A 20,799-nucleotide genomic window follows, 5' to 3' on the forward strand; every position below is an offset into this window, starting at 1 on the left:
TGCTTCCGAATGGGGTTGCTGACCTCGCCGGGAGATCACTCCGTGCCGGGCGGTGGTTGGATGCTGTCGCCGCGGTTGTTGGTCCCGACGCTGGCGGCCAGCCCGGCGAAGTCACCCAGGACACCGAGCCGGCCCTTGTCGGCGGGCAGCAGGGCGTGGAGGGGGCTGTCCGCGGGGAGTTGCTCGGCCAGCTGGGCCTTGTAGGCGTTGTAGGACCTGGCCGTGTAACTGGGGTCCGTGACCGCCCGCGCCCGGTGGTCGTTGGTCACCGCAATCGACGCCAGATCCATCAAGTAGGTATCGATCAGGTCGGTGACGTCCTTGGCCTTGGCGCCCGCCACACCAACCCGTGCGTGCTGGGCCAGGACGCGGGCCATCTCCAGGACGATGTCGCGGTAGATCCCGTGCCGGATGGTGTGCGGGAAGGCCGCCATGACATGGTCGGCCTGCCCCGCATCCAACGTGTTCATGAAACGCGGCGTCTTCAGCGTCTCCAGGCCCGGCACCGACAGTGGCATCCCGGCGTAGAGATCCTCTTCCTCGGGGATCTTCGTGTTCTTGGAGGCGAGCGGGTGCAGGCCGATCTCGTGGGCCAGCATGCCCATCACGTAACCGATGTCGTACTTCTCGAAGTAGTAACTCGCCAGGTTGATCTCGACGCCCTCGTCACCCCGGTCATGCACGTCAGCCGGCGTCTCCGTCGTCCGCAACCGCAGAGTGATCCGGACCGGCCGGTCACCGACGAACTTCTTAATGGTGTCGTGCTCGTCGAGCAGCTCGACGATCCGGACCGCCTTCTCGACGTACTTGTCCGTCTGCTTCAGGTTGGTGAACTCGTAGTTCCCCAGCTTGAAGGAACGGAGCTCAGGGGCGGCGGTGGTCTCCGTGCTTTCGGTGTTCGCCTGGGGCAGTCGGGGGCGGGCTTCGCCGGTGTTCGCACCGGTCTCGCCTGGGGCGGTGGGCTGTTGGATGCTGTCGCCGGTGTTGTTGGTTCCAACGCTGGTGGCCAGGCCGGCGAAGTCACCCAACACACCCATCACACCCTTGTCGGCGGGCAGCAGCGGGCGGACGGGGCTGTCCGGGGCGAGGTATTCGGCCAGTTGCGTCTTGTAGGCGTTGTAGGACCTGGCCGTGTAACTGGGGTCCTTGATTGCCTTTGCCCGGTGGTCGTTGGTGACCGCGATCGACGCCAGATCCATCAAGTAGGTGTCGATCAGGTCGGTGACGTCCTTGGCCTTGGCACCAGCCACCCCGACCCGCGCATGCTGGGCCAGGATCTGGGCCATCTCCACGACGATGTCGCGATAGATGCCGTGCCGGATCGTGGCCGGGAACGCCGCCATCACGTGATCGGCCTGGCCCGCATCCAACGTATTCATGAAACGCGGCGTCTTCAGCGTTTCCAGGCCCGGCACCCGCAACGGCATCCCCGCATACAAATCCTCCTCCTCGGGAATCTTCGAGTTCTTGGAGGCGAGCGGATGCAGGCCGATCTCATGGGCCAGCATCCCCATCACATAACCGATGTCGTACTTCTCGAAGTAATAACTCGCCAGATTGATCTCAACCCCGGCATCACCCCGGTCATGCACATCAGCCGGCGTCTCCGTCGTCCGCAGGCGCAGCGTGATCCGCACCGGACGACCGCCGACAAAGTCCTTGATGGTGCCGTGCTCGTCCAGCAGCTCGACGATCCGCATCGCCTTCTCGACGTACTTATCCGTCTGGTTCAAGTTGGTGAACTCGTAGTTCCCCAGCTTGAAGGAACGGAGCTCCGGGGCGGCGGGCCCCGCATCCGAGTCCTGTGGAGCATGCGCCGGGATCTCGCTGCCTGCCGTGCCGTCGACGGGCCGGGGCAGGGACACCGGGTCCACCCAGATGGACTCGCGCAGTTCCTCAACGGCGGCACTCCGGGCTGTCGCCCAGCTCTGATCAGCATTCTGCTGAAGCGCCGGGGTCACGTCGCCGATGAGCGCACCGAGCAGAGCCAAATGCCGGTCACGCAGGCCGGCAGGAGCGAGGGCCGACTCCTCGGGAGCTACGTTGAGATCACCGAGGAGGCTGCCGAGAATGTGCGGGCGCTGCGGGGAGTCGATGTCCCGGTATTCGTCACGCAGACCCAGTTGATGGGTGAGTTCGTGCACCAACTGTGCCGGAGTGGCGTCGGCCCACCAGGTGGTCTGGTCCATCCCCTGGTCTCGGCCCGCCAGATCCACCGTCAGGTGCGGAGCATCGGCAGGATCGACGAGCTCGACGGTCACGTGCAACCGGTCGCCATTGAACAACCGGTACTCCGGACCGTTCAGGAACTCCTCAACACCCGCGCTTAGCCGGCCGAACACATGGGCCGCCTGGTCATTCGTCCCGCGCATTGCAACACGGACGGTCAGGTCGGTGACCGGCTCACCCTGATACGAGAACCGCCGCGCATCGAAACCGGAACGCACCACAAACCGGGGACGGCTGTCGCGCCCGCCCCGAGTCGGTGAAGTGGCGGACGGCGCGGTGCCGACGTTGGTCTGGGGCAGTCGGGGTCGGGCTTCGCCGGTGTTGGCACCGGTCCCATCCGGGACGGCGGGCTGCTGGATGCTGTCGCCGCGGTTGTTGGTCCCGACGCTGGTGGCCAGGCCGGTGAAGTCGCTCAGCACGCCCATCACGCCCTTGTCGGCGGGCAGCAGGGCATGAAGGGGACTGTCCGGGGCGAGATACTCGGCCAGCTGCGCCTTGTAGGCGTTGTAGGACCTGGCCGTGTAACTGGGGTCCTTGATTGCCTTTGCCCGGTGGTCGTTGGTCACCGCAATCGACGCCAGATCCATCAAATAGGTATCGATCAGGTCGGTGACATCCTTCGCCTTGGCACCAGCCACCCCGACCCGCGCGTGCTGGGCCAGGACATGTGCCATCTCCACGACGATGTCGCGATAGATGCCGTGCCGGATCGTGGCCGGGAACGCCGCCATCACGTGATCTGCCTGGCCCGCATCCAACGTGTTCATGAAACGCGGAGTCCTCAGCGTTTCCAGCCCCGGCACCCGCAACGGCATCCCCGCATACAAATCCTCCTCCTCGGGGATCTTCGTATTCTGCGAGGCGAGCGGGTGCAGGCCGATCTCATGGGCCAGCATGCCCATCACGTAACCGATGTCGTACTTCTCGAAGTAGTAACTCGCCAGATTGATCTCAACACCGTCATCGCCCCAGTCACGGACGTCAGCGGGCGCTTCGGTCGTGCGCAGGCGCAGAGTGATCCGCACGGGACGGTTACCGACGTAGCTCTTGATGGTGCCGTGCTCGTCCAGCAGCTCGACGATCCGCATCGCCTTCTCGACGTACCTGTCCGTCTGATTCAAGTTGGTGAACTCGTAATTCCCCAACTTGAAGGAGCGGAGGGCCGGTTCCGGCGCGGCGGGTCCCGCATCCGAGCCCTGTGGAGCATGCGCCGGGACCTCGCTGCCTGCCGTGCCGTCGACAGGTCGGGGCAGCGAGACCGGGTCTACCCAGATGGACTCACGCAGTTCCTCGACGGCAGTGTTTCGGGCTGCCGCCCAGCTCTGATCGGCGCTCGACTGGGGCGCCATGGTCACGTCGCCGATGAGCGCCCCGAGCAGAGCCAAATGCCGGTCACGCAAGCCCGCCGGGGCGAGGGACGAATCCTCGGGAGCTACGTTCAAGTCGCCCAAGAGGCTGCCGAGAATGTGCGGGCGCTGCGGGGAGTCGGTGTCCCGGTACTCATCACGCAGACCCAGCTGGTGAGTGAGCTCATGCACCAACTGCACCGGAGTGGCGTCGCTCCACCAGGTGGTCTGGTCCATCCCCCGGTCCCGGCCCGCCAGATCCACCGTCAGGTGCGGAGCATCGGCAGGATCGACGTACTCGACGGTGACGTGCAACCGGTCGCCGTTGAACAACCGGTACTCCGGACCGTTCAGGAACTCCTCGACACCTGAACTGAGTTGGCCGAACACATGGGTGGCCTGGTCGTTCGTCCCGCGCATTGCAACACGGACGGTGAGGTCGGTGACCGGCTCACCCCCGTACGAAAACCGCCGCGCATCGAAGCCCGAACGCACCACAAACCGAGGACGGGTGTCGCGCACGCCCCGCGCCGGCGAGGGGGCGGGCGGCACGGTCAGCGGGGCGGTGGGGTCACTGGTACTGGTGCCGGGCTCAGGCAGTCTGGGGCGTGCCTCGCCGGTGTTGGCACCGGCCTCGTCTGCGGTGTCGGCCTGCTGTTGGATGCTGTCGCCGCTGTTGTTGGTCCCGACGCTGGCAGCCAGCCCTGCGAAGTCACCCAGCACACCGAACCGGCCCTTGTCCGCAGGGAGCAACGGGCGCAGGGGGCTGTCCGCGGGGAGTTGCTCGGCCAGCTGGGCCTTGTAGGCGTTGTAGGACCTGGCCGTGTAACTGGGGTCCGTGACAGCCCGCGCCCGATGGTCATTGGTCACCGCAATGGACGCAAGGTCCATCAGGTAGGTGTCGATCAGGTCGGTGACGTCCTTGGCCTTGGCACCAGCCACGCCAACCCGTGCGTGCTGGGCCAGGACGCGGGCCATCTCCAGGACGATGTCGCGGTAGATCCCGTGCCGGATGGTGTGCGGGAAGGCCGCCATCACGTGATCGGCCTGCCCCGCATCCAACGTGTTCATGAAACGCGGCGTCTTCAGCGCCTCCAGGCCCGGCACCATCAGTGGCATCCCGGCGTAGAGATCCTCCTCCTCGGGGATCTTCGTGTTCTTGGAGGCGAGCGGGTGCAGGCCGATCTCGTGGGCCAGCATGCCCATCACGTAACCGATGTCGTACTTCTCGAAGTAATAGCTCGCCAGGTTGATCTCGACGCCCTCGTCACCCCGGTCATGCACGTCGGCCGGGGCCTCCGTCGTGCGCAGGCGCAGCGTGATCCGCACAGGCCGATCACCGACAAAGTCCTTGATGGTGACGTGCTCGTCCAGCAACTCGACAATCCGGACCGCCTTCTCGACGTACTTGTCCGTCTGCTTCAGGTTGGTGAACTCGTAGTTACCCAGCTTGAAGGGGGCCGGGGCGGCTGCCGTCTCCGTGGCTTCGGGGTTGGACTGAGGAAGTCGAGGGCGGGCTTCGCCGGTGTTGGTACCGGGGTTGGTTCCGCTCTGGTCGGGAGCGGCGGGCTTTTGGATGCTCTCGCCGCTGTTGTTGGCCGCGACGCTGGCGGCCAGGCCGGTGAAGTTGCGCAGGACACCGACCGCGCCCTTGTCGGCGGGCAGCAGGGCATGAAGGGGACTGTCCGGGGCGAGATGCTCGGCCAGCTGCGTCTTGTAGGCGTTGTAGGACCTGGCCGTATAGCTGGGGTCCGTGACCGCCTTCGCCCGATGGTCATTAGTCACCGCGATGGTGGCCAGGTCCATCAGGTATGTGTCGATCAGGTCGGTGACATCACTGCTCTTGGCGCCGGCCACCCCGACCCGCGCGTGCTGGGCCAGGACCTGTGCCATCTCCACGACGATGTCGCGGTAGATGCCGTGCCGGATGGTGGCCGGGAACGCCGCCATCACATGGTCCGCCTGGCCCGCATCCAACGTGTTCATGAAACGTGGCGTCTTCAGTGTTTCCAGGCCCGGCACCCGCAACGGCATCCCGGCGTAGAGGTCCTCCTCCTCGGGGATCTTCGAGTTCTTCGAGGCGAGCGGGTGCAGGCCGATCTCATGGGCCAGCATGCCCATCACATAACCGATGTCGTACTTCTCGAAGTAATAGCTCGCCAGATTGATCTCAACCCCGGCATCACCCCGGTCATGCACGTCAGCCGGCGTCTCCGTCGTCCGCAACCGCAGAGTGATCCGCACCGGACGACCGCCGACAAAGTCCTTGATGGTGCCGTGCTCGTCCAGCAGCTCGACGATCCGCACCGCCTTCTCGACGTACTTATCCGTCTGATTCAAGTTGGTGAACTCGTAGTTCCCCAGCTTGAAGGAACGGAGCTCCGGGGCAGCGGGCCCTGCATCCGAGTCCTGTGGAGCATGCGCCGGGATCTCGCTGCCTGCCGTGCCGTCGACGGGCCGGGGCAGGGACACCGGGTCCACCCAGATGGACTCGCGGGGTTGCTCGACGGCAGCACTCCGGACTGCCGCCCAGCTCTGATCGGCCTGATCAGTGTCCTGCGGGGGCGCCATAGTCACGTCACCGATGAGCGCTCCGAGCAGAGCCAAATGCCGGTCACGCAGGCCGGCAGGGGCGAGGGACGAATCCTCGGGAGCCGCGTTGAGGTCGCCCAAGAGGCTGCCGAGGATATGGGGGCGGTGCGGGGAGTCGGTGTCCCGGTACTCGTCACGCAGACCCAGTTGATGGGTGAGTTCGTGCACCAACTGTGCCGGAGTGGCGTCGGCCCACCAGGTGGTCTGGTCCATCCCCCGGTCCCGGCCCGCCAGATCCACCGTCAGGTGCGGAGCATCGGCAGGATCGACGTACTCGACGGTCACGTGCAACCGGTCGCCATTGAACAACCGGTACTCCGGACCGTTCAGGAGCTCTTCCACTCCCGCGCTGAGCTGGTCAAACACATGGGCGGCCTGGTCATCAGTGCCGCGCAGCGCGACACGGACAGTGAGGTCCGTGACCGGCTCACCCTGATACGAGAACCGCCGCGCGTCGAAGCCCGAACGCACCACGAACCGGGGACGGCTGTCGCGCACGCCCCGCGCCGGCGAGGGGGCGGGCAGCTCGGTCTGCGGCGCGGTGCCGGTGGCTGTGTCGGCCTGGGGCAGTCGGGGGCGGGCTTCGCCGGTGTTGCCTCCGGTCTCATCCGGGACGGCGGGCTGCTGGATGCTGTCGCCGCGGTTGTTGGTCCCGACGCTGGTGGCCAGGCTGGCGAAGTCACCCAGGACACCGAACCGGCCCTTGTCCGCGGGCAGCAGAGGGCGAACGGGGCTGTCGGCGGCCAGGTGCTCGGCCAGCTGAGCCTTGTAGGCGTTATAAGCCCTGGCCGTGTAACCAGGGTCCGTGACCGCCCGCGCCCGGTGGTCATTGGTCACCGCGATCGACGCCAGATCCATCAGGTAGGTGTCGATCAGGTCGGTGACATCCTTCGCCTTGGCACCAACCACTCCCACCCGCGCGTGCTGCGCCAGGACCTGCGCCATCTCCACGACGATGTCGCGATAGATGCCGTGCCGGATCGTGGCCGGGAACGCCGCCATCACATGGTCCGCCTGGCCCGCATCCAACGTGTTCATGAAACGCGGCGTCCTCAGCGTCTCCAGGCCCGGCACCCGCAACGGCATCCCCGCATACAAATCCTCCTCCTCGGGGATCTTCGAGTTCTTCGAGGCAAGCGGATGCAGGCCGATCTCATGGGCCAGCATCCCCATCACATAACCGATGTCGTACTTCTCGAAGTAATAGCTCGCCAGATTGATCTCAACCCCGGCATCACCCCGGTCATGCACATCAGCCGGCGTCTCCGTCGTCCGCAACCGCAGAGTGATCCGCACCGGACGACCGCCCACAAAGTCCTTGATCGTGCCGTGCTCGTCCAGCAACTCGACGATCCGCACCGCCTTCTCGACGTACCTGTCCGTCTGATTCAAGTTGGTGAACTCGTAGTTCCCCAGCTTGAAGGAACGGAGGGTCGGCTCCGGCGCGGCAGGTGCCGTGTCCGGGGAGGTGGTGGGGATGTCCGCGTTCGCGTCGTTGCCGGACAGCGTGCTCAGCTCGTACGCCTCCTCCTCCAGGAGGCCGGGGAGGTCGCTGCCCGTCGGTGACGGGGGCAGCGGGATTGCCGCCGGGTCCGCGTTCGGGGTCGGGGTCGGAGTCGGAGTCGGGGCCGGTTTCGCCGGGGTGTGGAGGGTCAGGGGTACGAAGTCTCCGCCCCGGCGGCGGAGTCGGATGTGCGTGCTGTCGTCTCCGGCAGGGCCTGGATAGGTGTGGGTGGTTCCGTTCTCCTCGATCAGGGTGACGGTGGTACCGGTCGCGTCGGCAGCCCACTTCGCCAGCGCGCGGTCCGCCCCGGGGCCCCACGGAGCCTCGGCGATGTGGCGGCGCAAGTGGCCGTCGAGGGCGTCCTGGCTCGGCGTCGGAGCGCCGGGGCGGGCCCGGAAAGGTGGGGGCGTGAAGAGCGAGTCGTGATCCGCCCGGTCGCCGGGCAGGCCGTTCATGCGCAGCAGTTGGGCGGGCGTCACCCCGGAGCGGATGCGCAGCCGCGCCGCCTCGCGGCTGTCCAGGCCTGGCTGCTCCGCGGCCTGGCGCATCGCCGTGGACAGCGCGCCGAAGAAGCCGTTGCCCCGGCCGGTGGGGGTGCCCTGGGTGTAGGTGGCGCCGTCGGGGGCGGTGAGGATGCCGTCGCGAGCGAGCCGGTAGCCCGGGCTGGTGCTGCTGTCGGCGGACGGCAGCCAGGGCGCGGTCGTGTGGCTGCGGTGTGCGGGCGCCTTCGCGGTCTGCGGCTTCGGCGCGGGAGGCGTGGCCGTAGTCGGCCCGGGCAGCGCCGTGGCAGTCGGCACCGGAGAACCGGGCGGGAGCGCGACGGAGAAGAAGCCGCCGTCGGCGAAGAGGAGCGGGTCGGTGGCCGGGTCGACGGTGGCCGGGTCGGTGCGGTTCGGCAGGAAGAGCTGGTCGCGGCCCTCACCGGTCACCACGGTGAGCGGAGTGCCGAGGACCCGGGCGGCGAGGGCGGGCAGCAGATCGGCGCCGCCGTGGTCGCCCGCGCGGCGCTCGGGAGGTTCGCCGTCCGGCAGCGGGGTGCTGTCCTGGCGCGGCTCTACGGCGAAGGGGCGGGCCAAGGCCGCGACGGCAAGCGCCACTCGCTGCCCGGGGGTCGGCCAGTAGGTCTGCGGGAGCCTGCCGAAGGCGTCGTACTCGGCCTGCTGGGCCGGGGTGAACTCCACGTCGGCGGAGCGGAGTTCCTCTTGCGTGAAGGTGTCCGCGGCGTCCAGGGCGAGGTGGTCGAGCAGGTCCTCGTTGTCGTCGTCGGCCAGCGCCCAGGCGAGGCGGCCGAGCACGGCGTCGATGGCTTCGGCGGTGACCGCCGGGTCGCCGGGGGTGTTCGCGAACCGGTCGGCGAGGCCGTCGCCGAGCAGGTGGGGCAGGCGGCCCTGGTGCTGGGCGGCGGCCAGCAGCGCGTGGAAGAACGAGGCGCCGTCGTGCGGCATGTCGTGCACCTCGTGCACCGTGGCGCCGTCCGGCGAAGTGATGGTGCGCAGGGTGGTGCCGGCCCCCACTGTGCCGACCCCCTCGGTGCCGACCGCGTCAGTGCTGACCCCGTCACTGATGACGTACGGCTCCGACGCCTCGGATTGCCAGGCCGGCTTGGTGTACTTCTGCGGCAGGTCCGTCGTCGGGCCGGACGCCGGGCCCTGGTGGTGGGCGGTGAGGCGGGAGGCGGCGAGGTGCAGCCGGTGATGGTCCGCTGCGGCGGCTTCGGTGTGCTGCTCCCAGCGGTTGACCTCGTCGCGGGCGGCCTGCCAGGCGACGACGGCCGGGGACCAGACGATGTCCTGCGGAAGGTCGGTCGGCGGGCCGGAGTTGTCCTCGCCGAGTGCGGCCTGCTCCTGCGCGCTCAGGTCGAGCCATGTCTCACGGGACCGCGCGCGGGCGTCGTAGTAGCCCTTCTCGGCCGCGGCGAGGTCGGCCGCGGCCTTGGCCTGGTCGTCCCAGGCCGTGCGGACGTCAGGGGTGAACGTGGTGTCGTCCAGGAGGCCGTAGTCGCGGGCGAGGTCCTCGCGCAGCCAGACGAGCGCGGTGGTCTCGGCCTCGGCGGCGCGCGGGCCGCGCTTGGCCTTGCCGAGCGCGTGCAGCGGGCGGCTGTCGGTGAACCGGTGGTCCACCTCGGCCACCGAGAGCCAGCTCACCGGCACCGCGAAGAGCATGCTGCGGTCGGTGACGACCTTGAGGTGGGTGCCCAGGGTCGTGTCGGCGGCACCCTTGAGCGTGGTGCCGTCGTTCGTGCCGCCGATCGGGACCGTGGCGCCCGGGTTGGTCACACCGGCGTTGCTGTTGCCCGCGAGGGGTGCGGTGCCGACGGCGCCCTCGACGTTGTCGGTGATGCCCGCCTCCGACGCGTCGGAGGTCTTCGCCCGCTGCATGGCCTCCATGCGCGGCTTGTTCTCCACGGCGAGCAGCCGGGCGCCGCCGCGGTGCATCTTCGCGTAGAGGCGGGAGTCGGCGGTGTGGGACTGGCCGAAGAGATGGGAGGAGGCCTGGGTGGGCAGCGGGGTGCCGTTCGTGCTCAGTGCCTCGCGGAAGCCCGCGGTCAGACCGACTTGGGTGGTGGCCTCCTGCTGGGCCTCGGCGGGTGCGGTGCCGATGGCGGTCAGGGAGGTCAGGCGGGCGATGCGCACGCGGCCGTCGAGAACCTTGCCGGTGTGCCGCTTGCCGAGGTCGGTGTCGCCGAGGCCGTCGGCGCGCGCGGTGGCGAGGGTCAGGGCGTCCTGCACGTTGGCCGCGCCGCGGATGTCCACGGCGAGGATGCCGGAGCCGATCAGGTCGTCGAAGGGCAGTACGTCGGATTCGGCGCCGCCGGTGGAGGTGTTGCGCCAGGCGGAGATGCTCTCCGGGCGTGCCTGTTCGGCGGTCAGCATCCGCACCGCCCGCTCGGGCTCGGGCACGTCCTGCTCGGTCAGGGCGCCGTCGGCGCCGTCACCGTCCGGGGTGAGCAGGCTCGCCGGGAGGATCTCGTTGAGGCTGCCGACGGGAGTGGCGTCGACGCGGGGGGCGAGCGGATCGCCGGTCGCGTCCGTCATGGTGATGCTCAGGGTGTAGCTGGTGACGATCTCGGCGTGCGCCTGAGTGGTGGCGATGTTCGGCATCGAGGTGGTGCCCGCGGTCTGGGTGCGGGTGCTCGCCCGCTGCTTGGCCGCGGTGCCCTGGAGCGAGGGATTGGCGATGAGGACACCGCTGTCCGCGGCGCGCTCGCCCCCGCTGAGCGTCAGGTCGGCGCCGCGGTCCTGTGAGGTGGCGTCGGCGTCGTCGCGGGCGGTGGTGCGGTAGTCCTCCAGCTCGAACCCGGTGCGCAGCCTGTCCACGGTGGTGGTGACCGGGGTCAGCTCGAACCGGAGCCGGCCGGGGCTGCCGCCGACCGGCAGGTGGAACGGGCTCGACCAGGTGCGGTAGCGCACCGGCAGGGTCATCCCGCCGGTCGTCAACTCCTGCAGATGCGATTGGAGGAAGTCCGGGGAGAGCCGCTGCAGGGCCTGCTCCCGGTCGTGCGAGGGCACCCCGATCTTCTCCAGCTGTTGCGTCAACTGCTGCGCCGCGACGCTCGCGTCGAGCTGACCGGTGGGGTGGGTGGGGAAGCGGCGGTCCCGCAGGTAGGGGGGCACCCGGTAGCCGCCGCCGAGGTTGTGCGGGGTCTTGGTGCCGAGGCCGTCGGGGGCGAGCCCGGCCTCGATGACGTCCTGCATCGGCAGGTGGAACATCACCGCGTCGCGGATGCGCTGCAGCGCGGCGGCGGCCGGGCGCGGGGAGAGGCTGTCGCCGAGGCGCCCGGAGAGCCGCCCGGCCGCGGAGCTGATGCGGGCCCCGGCACGGGTGCCCATGGTGCCCATCGCAGCCGTCCAGCGGTCCCGTACGGCGACGGTCTCGGTGGCGTCGGCGACCACCAGGTACATCCGCCCGGCGAAGGCGAGGGTGGTATTGCGACCGCGGGTGAGGGTCTGGGAGATGCCGCGTCCCTTGCCCCACGCGTACTGCAGGGCCGTCGAGTAGGAGCCGACCACGGCCTGCTGTCCCGGCGCCTGCTTCAGCGGCATTTCGGCACCCTGGAGGCCGAGGGTGGTGTGGGTGACGGTGCTCGCGCTGCCGAGGACACGGTGTTCGTTGCCGACGGTCGCTTCGAGGCTGGCGGGCTTCGGATCGCTCTTGACCCGGAAGTTGTCCAGTTCGCCGCGTACCGCTGCCTTGAGGTAGTGGGTACGGAACGGTCCGGCGCCGTTGAGTCCGGTGACGCGGGACCCGAACGGGCCCAGGTACTGGCCCAGTTGTCCGGCCACGCTCAGGTTCGCCATCGCCCGGCGCAGCGCGGTGCGCACGGGGGCGCCGGGCGCGCTGACGTGCCAGGAGGTGCCCGAGGCGCGGTCGGCGGTGTCCTGCATGAGCTGCTGTCGGTGCGGGCCGCCTTCGGTGCTGAGCACCACGTGCGGGACGCTCAGCAGGCGTCCGGTGAGCTGCTGGTCGGCGGGATCCGTCCTCGGCAACGGGGTGACACCGTCAAGGAGTTGGTCCGCCTCGACGGAAGACAGAGGTTGCGGTACGGGAGCCGCGGTCGCCGGCGCCGTGGTGCCGGGCGGCGGGTCGGCGGGCGCGTGACGGTCGGAGCCGTGGGCGGCGGGGACGGCGAGCTCCACCCGGCCGATGGTCTCGTTGCCCCGGCTGAACAGCGGCTGCTCCTGGACCTTGCTGACGAAGACACCGGCGCCGAGCAGGCCGACCGAGGCGAGCCTGGCCCAGCCGCGCGGGCGGCGGTGGCCCTCGAAGGAGGCGCCCAACTTCACCTGGTAGCTGTAGAGGTCGACGCCGGTCTGGAACATCAGATGGTCGTGGTTGACCGCGACGGTGTTCCTCGTCGCCTTCTGGTCGGTCCTGGCGTGCCGGACGCCGACTGCCACGCTGCCCGCCTGGCGCGGAAGACCGGCATCGGGCACCTTGTCGTGGTCGCGCGGCGAGACGCCGAGCTCGACACCGCCGGAGAGGGTGGTGGATGCCTGCTGCCCCTGGCCCGACGCCTCGGTGCCGATCACCGCGTTGCGCAGCGCGCGCTCGCTCATCGTGGTCTCGAACTGCCGGTCGGTGAGGCGTGCTTTGAGGATGAGCGTGTGGTGGCCGCGGCGTACCTTGCCGTCCTCGGTGAGGGTGACCGGCACTCCGGTGGTGGTCAGGTCGTCCAGGCTCTGCGCCAGGGTGGGCCGGTTCAGCGCCTCGCGCACCTGGCGGTCGTTGTGCAGCGCGGTCCGCATCCTCCCGTCGCCGTACCAGAACTTGGCGAGGCGCGGATGCCGCAGCATCAGCGGCGGGACGAACAGCGACGGATGCGCGCGGTGCAGCGTGTCCAGGACGGAGTCCGCGAAGGCCCGCATGGGGTCTTGGGGGGCGGGCGCGGGTTGCTGGGTCTGAGTCCCCGGCTGGGACTCGTTCTGCGTCTCCGTCTCCGGCTGTGTCTGTGTTACCGGCTGCGACTGGGTCTGCGGCTGCACCGGGGGCTGGCTCTGCCCCAGAGGCTGCGGCTGCACCTGTGTCTGCGGCCGGACCGGGCGGAAGCCCTCGGCGCGGACCTGACCGCTCAGGTGCACCGGGTCCTCCCGCGAGAGGTACCACGGCACCGGCGGCTCGACGTCCGGGTCGGGCCCCGACTGGCCGGGAGTGCGGCTGTCCCAGCCCGCGAGGCGGCGCGCGTCCTGGGTGGAGATCCAGTCCAGGCTGACCACCCGGACCGGGCGGGCCGCGGACGGCAGCTCACCGGGCTTGCGCACCATCAGGGTGCGCTCCACCCGATAGAGCGCGACCGGGGTGTTGCGGAGGCGTCCGGTGGTCTTCCGGGCCGCGTCGATGCCGAGGTAGTGGCCCCGCCCGGTGGTGAGGTCCGCGCGTACCAGCGGACCGCCTTGGAGGCGTACGTCGGTGTCGGGGCCGACCAGGGTGTAGTTCGGCCCGGAGGTGACCTGGAATCCCAGGCGCGTGTCGCGGACATGGCCGCGCTCGTTCTGGTACGTGGTCTGGGTGAGCTCGCGCAGCTCGGCCTTGACCGACTCGGTGACCAGCGTGGCTCGGTGCGGCACCGAACGCTCCACGATCAGGTGCCCGAGGGGATGCTGCCCGCTGCCCCGGCTCAGCTCGGGCCCCGTGACCGGTCCGGAGAACCGGCCGAACAGGGGGAGCAGCCGCCCCGGCCTGACGTACGAGACGAGGGTGCGGTGCGCCGAACTGCCGGGCCGGACGCCGGATATGGCGAGCGCCAAGTCCTCCGGCGGGTCAGTGAGGTGCAGCCCGGTGGTGTCGGCCATCCGCGGCTCGATCCCGTCCGGGAACGTGAGCGTCTTCGGCGCCCGCCGGGGCCCGTTGTACGGCACGGTGAGGTCGTCCGGCAGTCGCCAGCTCAGCCCGTCGCGCATCGCGAACTCCGCGGCGTGGACCTGGTTGCGCTGCCACCTGGGCGCCGTCTGGGGCGGTTTGGGCTGACCGGACTGCCCGGTGGTCACCGGCGGCGCTTCGGTTACGCGGTCGACCCGCACCCGGTAGTGGACGTCGTCCAGGTGCAGATGCGAGCCCTCGTGGGCGCGCCATTCGGTCTGGTTGTACGCCGCGGTTCCCAGCGCATAGTCGGTCCTGCGGGTCCAGCCCAGCGAAACACCCAGCTTGAGCAGCCAGTTGAGTGGCGGGCCCATGCTCAGCCCGCCGGCGATCCGGCGCCCGAAGCCGACGCTGCGCCCGCCGCCCGTACCGGCCTGGCCGCGCCGTGCGGTGTCAAGGCGGACGGTGCCGCCGCCGACGTCGGAGAAGCGTTCCCACCGGTGGTACGGGATGGCCTCGACCGTCATCTCGTGGCCGACCCCGGACTTCTCGCGTCCCACGAAACGCGCGCCGCGCGGGGCGGTGAAGGCTCCGGGCTGCTCGGTCAGCAGGCGCAGCAGCTCGGCCTCGTCGAACTGGCTGCGCAGCTTCGCCGGCAGCTTGCCCAGGATCTCCTCGGCCACCTGCTCGGGCGAGCGCAGGGTGGTCGTGCCCGGGCCGGTGATGAGCCCGGCCGGACCGCGCTGCACGGTCCCGGCCGCCGGGCCGCCCGGCGTACCGTCGCCCGGGTCGGCGTCCGGGTCGGCGTCCGGGCTGATCAGGATCGTGGGCAGTCGGCTGCCGTCCTCGAAGGTGACGGTGGCCGGTACCGGGCCCGGCGGCCTGGCATCCTGGCCGGTCATCAGCCGGGCCGGTCGGTACCGTTCGAGCTGGGTCTCCAGCGGTACCGGGTCGCCCGCGTCGGGGGTCTTGGCGGGGTCGACGACGTCCGTGGTCTGGGTGGTCTTGGGGCCTGGGGTGGTCTTCGGGTCCGAGGTGGTCTTCGGGTCCGAGGTGGTCGGGTCCGAGGTGGTCGGGACGGGAGCAACCGGGTCCGGAGTGGTCTTCGGGTCCGTGGTCGGGGTCGGGGTCGTTTCCAGGGTCGGGGCCGGGGTTGTCTCCGGGTCCGGTACGGGGGTGAGCGGGGCCGCGGCCGGGATCAGCGCGTCGAAGTGGTCGGTGCCGTTGTAGGCCAGGTGCACGACAGGGCCCTGTCCGCCCGGGTTGAGGGTGTTGACGAGGGTGTTCCCCGGCGCCCGCCGGTCGGGCTGGACGAGCCGCAGGTCGAGGTCGAGGGTGTGGGCCAGGGCCTCCGGGAGCAGGTCGGCGAAGGGAGAGGCCCACAGCGCGGGAAGCTCGGCCGCCGAGGCAACCAGCCCCTTGGGGCCGAGCCGCCACGCGTCGGCGGGGGTGGGCGCCACGTCGACGAGGTGCGGGTAGTTGCTCTCCCGGAGGATCCGCTGCCACTCGCCGGTGTCGCCGTTGGTGACGACGTCCTGCGCGATCCGGTTCCAGAGCTGGGTGATACGGCTCTCCTCGGCCGAGTTGTGCACCCCGGCGATGGCGCGCATCCGCAGGTCGTCCACCACGGCGAAGACGGGGTCCGGGATCGACAGGCCCACGGTGTCGCCCAGTTCGGTCTCGGCGATCCGGTCTCTCAGCAGGCGGCGCACGCCGGCGACGTTCCGCCTGGCCCAGGCCGGCGGTGTGCTCTGGCTGCGCGCGCTGTCGAGCAGCGACCGGAAGAGGCAGTTGCCGCCGCCGGGGGTGTCGAGCTGGCGCAGGACAAGGCCGTCAGCGTGCACGATGTCCGCGGTGCCGGGTGCCGCGGTCTTGCTGAAGAGGGTCACATCCTGGGCGAGACTCTCCGGGCGGCTCGGCACCGGCGCCAGATCGGGCCTGCGGCGGGCGAGTTCGGCGGTGTCCTCGGAACTCAGGCCCAGCTCGGACAGCGGCAGCGGGGTGCTGGAAAGCGACCAGGTGATCTGCGCGGAGGGCGCGTAGGCCAGACCGCGTACGTCCTCCGGCGAGACCAGGGTGGTCGGCGGGAGCGCGGGCGGCGGCGGGGGCAGCAGGGCGTCGAGCGTGGTTTCGGGCCCCGCCGTGCTGCGCAACTCGGCCGCGGCGCCGAGGAATTCGGCGTACTGCTCGGTGGTGGGATCGGCCGCCGGGTCGGTCGTCGGGTCGTTGGTGACACCTCCGGCGGGACCGCCGGTGACGCCGCCCCGGTCGACGACCATCCGGCGCAGCAGATCCGGGGTCATCCGGCCGTCGCCGTAGCGCGCCGCGGTGTCGGGGCTGAGCCAGCGCAGACCGTCCACGAAGGCGAGCCCGGCGAGCAACTCGGCGTTCTGCGGCTGCTGTTCGGCGTCGGGCCCGAAGGCGTCGCGCAGCGTGCGGATCTGCTGGAGGGTACGGGCTTGCGCGAAGGCGTCGGCCGGTTCCGGGCCCGCGTGCAGGCCTGCGACGCGGGCGAGCGCGTCCAGATCGGCACCGCTGGGCTCCGGGGTGAAGAGCCGCCAGCGTCCCGGGCCGTCCGGCCCCTCGGCGAGGACCGCGCGGACGTCACCGCCCCCGTCCCGGGCCGTCCCCACCTCGGTGGTGGGCGCGTACACCGGCCGCCCGGTGCGGTTCGCCACGTGCTGTGCCACCGGCAGGCCCGCGATCTCGGGCTGCCGGCCGGTCTCGCAGGAGAAGAGCACCAGCGGCCGGTCCTGATCGCTGTCCCCCGCCCAGGACTTGAGCACCTCGCCGAGCTGTACGCCGCTGACCTTCACCGTGGGGTGCTGCGCGTCCTCCGTACCGAGCGTGACGGTACGGGGGGTGCCGTGCCCGGCGAAGTAGTCGGCACCCTGCTGGGTGCCTGAGCCCGGGAGCGCGGTCGGCGGACCGGTGAACACCGTACGACTGACGGGCGGGTCCACTACCGTCTCCGGAGACGGGTTCGCCGCAGGGTTCAGATCCGGGTTCGTCGCCGGGTTCGAGGGTGCGGACGTGGTGCGCACACCGCGGAAGGTGTCCTGGCTTAGCAGCGCGCGACGCCCCGCGCTCTGCGCCGTACCGTCCTCGGTCACGCTCTGCGAAATGGTCAACATCTGTACGGCGCGCCCTGGTTGGGGCTTCGCGCTCGTGTCCGCCATCCAGCGTCGCAGCTGCGCGACGGGCACGGTGTGGCCGTCCAGGGTGCTGACGACGGGGCCTCCCCCGGGCCGCACGATGATCCGTCCCGTGGGCGGGGGCACTACGGGGGATGGCGTCGGGGAGTTGTCCGGCGCCGTGGTGGACGGCGGCGGAGGAGGCGGGGTGCCGCCGTTGCCGGGCCCGCGTCCGCCGCCCGCGACGCCGCTGCCTGCGTCGCCGCCGCCTTGGCCCGATTCCAGATGCAGGTCGGTGGCCGGTTCGGCCCAGGGGCGGGACAAGGTGGAGAGCTTGGTGGCGACCGGGTCCGCAGGGCTGACGACATTCGGTGCAACGCCGCTGTCGTTCAAGGCAGTTGGCTTTACGTCCGAGACTGTCTTCGGGCGTGCGTCCGGGGAGACGGAGACCTTGCCCCCGTCCGCCGTCGCGTTGCCCTGCGTGGCAGTGGCGGGGTCGGATATCGCGGAGGGTGCCGGGCCGAGAGCATCGGCGAGCGGCAGCAGCACGTCCGCGCCGGGGAACGCGGTGTCCGGGGTGCCATCAGGGTGCACGGCGGTCGGCGGGCCGGTGAGCGGGCGGACCCGGACCGGGGCGCCGGGCCCCTCGCGGGTCAGCTCGACGGCGGCGCGTACCGGGCGTCCCGCCCCGTCCTGCGCAACCGCGGGGCCGAGCACGACAGCCCGGTCGACCCCGGCCCCGTCCAGCAACTCCGCAGCTTCCGGGGCCCCCTCCCCCGGCGGCGGAACCTCCGAGACAACGATCGTCAACGGTGGTGCCGCCTGGCTGGGCGAAGGGCTCCCGGCGGGATCGGCAAGATCGGCGGGACCGGTCTTCACGTCGCCCGTGTCCGCGTAAGAGCCAGTGGTGCTCACCTTCGGCGGTGCGGTCGTGAGGTCGGCGGTCGGGGTGGGGGCGTTCTCGGCGATGCTCGAAGTAGCGCTGCTGTCTACAGAGTTGAGCGCGTCCGGGGAGACGGCGACGTCCGAGGGCGTGCTGCTCTCAGGAGGATTGACCGTCTCCGGCGGCTGAGAGGTCTGCGGGGTCCCGTCGGTCGAGGTCTGCGAGCCATCCGGGTTACGGGTGCCTGGCGGCTGCGTGGCAGAGGGAGCCTGAGTGCCCCCGCCGGCGGGGGTGCCGCTCGGCTGGGCGCCTGTGGGTGGGGCTGCGCCTATGCCTGGGGGTGCCCCTATGCCGGGGGTCGGACCTGCGCCTGTACCCGTGTCTGCACTCGTACTAGCGCCCGTGTCTGCACTCGTACCCGTACCCGTGTCTGCGCCCGGGCTCGCGCCTGTACCGGCACCCGTGCCCGTCTCTGCGCTCGCCCCTACGCCCGTATCCGCGTCTGCGCCTACGCCCGCACCCGTGCCGGGGCTCGTACCAGCACCCGTACCGGTACCGGTACCCGTGCCTGCACCCACATCCGCACCCGCACCCGGGCCCACACCAACATCCGCGCCCGCACCCACACCCGTGTCTGCAGCCGTACCCCCGCCTACACCCGCCCCCGGACCCGTTCCCGTGCCCGCGCCCGCACCCGTCCCCCCGCCAGGCAAGGCGGAGTTGCCGAGCCCGTCGGAGGCGGCAGGGCCGCCGACACCCAGATCCGGCCCTGACACCGGCCCTGACACCGGCTCCGTCACCGGCCCCGACGTCGTACCGTCGCCCTGCCCAACCGCCCCGCCCGGAGAGTTCTGGACGCTGCTGTCCGGGGCGCCCGCGCCCGAGTTCTCTGGAGTCGCCCCCGGCGCGAACCCGTCCGGGACCGCCGTGGTGAGCGGGGGGTCCACCGTGATCGGGGTGCCGAAGCCGTCGAGGGCCCGGCGGACCTGGTCGACGTCTATCTGGCCGCCGGTGCTGTTCCCCGCGGGCACCACCCTGACCTCGGGCAGCTGCGACAGGTTGCCGTGCAGGTTGTCGCGTACGCCGATCTCGGTGCTGCCGGGCGGCTGGGATCCGCGCAGGTCGGCGAGGTCGCTCAGGGCCTGGTCACGGACCTCGGCGGAACCGTGGTGGACCTGCTGCCACAGCTCGTTCTCGGCGGCGGTCACGGGCATCGGGCCCGGTGAGTAGGCCGGCGGGTCCACGGTGGTGTACGGCGGCGGGGTCTCGGCGACGTAGGGCGGCGGCGACTGGCTGCCGGTGTAGTCACCCTGCCCGGTGTTCTGCTGGGTGACCGGTGGAGCCGAGGTGGGCGCGGAGCCGTTGCCACCCGAGGTGTCAGTGTGCGAGGAACCATCCGTGCGGCCGGGGCCGCCGCCGGAGCGCGTGGACCCGTCGGCGTCGATGTCGCCGCTCGACACGGTGGGCGGCGGCTGGTTGCGCATGTTGTCGATGATGTTGCGCAGTTCGGCGCCGGTGTTCAGCGCTCCGCCGGTGAGGGTGGACTCGACCTGGCTGCTGATGCCCGCGCCGACGAAGGTGGACCAGCTGGTGGACCAGTCGCCGTCGAAAGCGCCCTTGATCAGGATCTCCGCCAGCGCCTCGCCGGCACCGGCGGCGACGAAGTCGGCCGCCCCCTTTACCCCGTAGTGGCCCGCGATGGCGCCCGGCTGGTTGCCGAAGTTGTTCAGCAGGTGGTTGTTGCGCCACAAGTTGGGGTTGTTGAAGAAGGAGAGCGGATTGTTCGTGAGGTTGGGTCCGTTCCCGTACGGGGTGGGGTTCGGAGTGTTGTTCGGGGTGGGGGTCGGACTCGGCGTGGGCGTGGGCGTGGGTGTGGGTGTAGGGGTGGGGGTCGGCGTGGGTTCGGGGGTCGGCTTGGGGTTCGGCTTGGGGTCCGGGACGTTGTTCTTGAGATCGGGCGGCGGGGTGTTCGGGCCGCCCGGATTGTTCTTGAAGTCGTTGCCCGGGCCGTTCTTGAAGAAGTTGTTGTCGTAGCTGTTGACGATGTTCTTCGCGAAGCCGTTGAAGATGCTGGTGAGACCACCGGCGGCGGCCCCGAACGCCGCCGCCTTGAGGATGTCGTCCCAGTCGAAGCCGTCGGGCCGGCGGCCGTCCGGGGCGAAGTTCATCATGGCGAGGCGCACCGCGAAGGTGGTGAACGCCTCGGCGAACGCCTCGGTCAGGGAGGGCGCGATGTGCAGCCGCTGGAGCAGGTGGGTGAGCGTGGTGAGGATCATGAACCGGCTGCGCAGCTTGGCCATCATGATCTGGCTGGCGGACGCGCCGCCGGTGAAGAAGGACATCGCCAGGTAGATGGCGATCTCGATGAGCAGCCGGATGACCTCGGCGATGACCTGCCACTTGGACTCCATGATGTCCATGGAGGTCTTGCGCCTGCCTTCGGCGATCTTGTCGAGCTGATCGGCGAATTCGAGCAGGTAGTTCTTGCCGCCGTCGCCGGTGAGCGTGCCCATCGCCTTGGCGTACGACTTCGACAGGTCGTCCGGCATGGACTCGGCGATGTCGTGGACCGACTTGTCGATCAGCGAGGAGATCCTGTTGAGCTTCCGGCCCAGACCGGAGTAGGGCATCCGGCTGTCGAAGGCGAGGTCCTCGTCGGCGTCGATGAGCTTCTCGCCGGTGAGGATGAAGATCATCGCGTTGACCTCGGGCGAGACCTGGATACTCATCGCCGGCCGCCCGGAGGCACACTCGACGGCACCCGCGGGCACCACACGTCGGCCGCTCCCGGCGTGACCCGGGAGCGGCCTGCGG

General features: G+C 70.3%; 1 protein-coding gene. It reads right to left on the reverse strand.

All coding sequences use genetic code 11. The features are described from left to right. Nucleotides 1-35: 35 nt before the first annotated feature. Nucleotides 36-20,714: a hypothetical protein gene (locus ACWFR3_RS19580; protein ID WP_453735855.1), complete on the reverse strand. Its 20,679-nt coding sequence runs from the start codon at nt 20,712-20,714 to the stop codon at nt 36-38. Between the last annotated feature and the right edge of the window lie 85 nt (nt 20,715-20,799).

The sequence above is a fragment of the Streptomyces sp. NPDC055189 genome (assembly GCF_053606765.1).

What these genes read in the sequence shown, in the direction of transcription:
- ACWFR3_RS19580 (WP_453735855.1), bottom strand. Translation starts at nt 20,714, where the DNA reads ATGAGTATCCAGGTCTCGCCCGAGGTCAACGCGATGATCTTCATCCTC.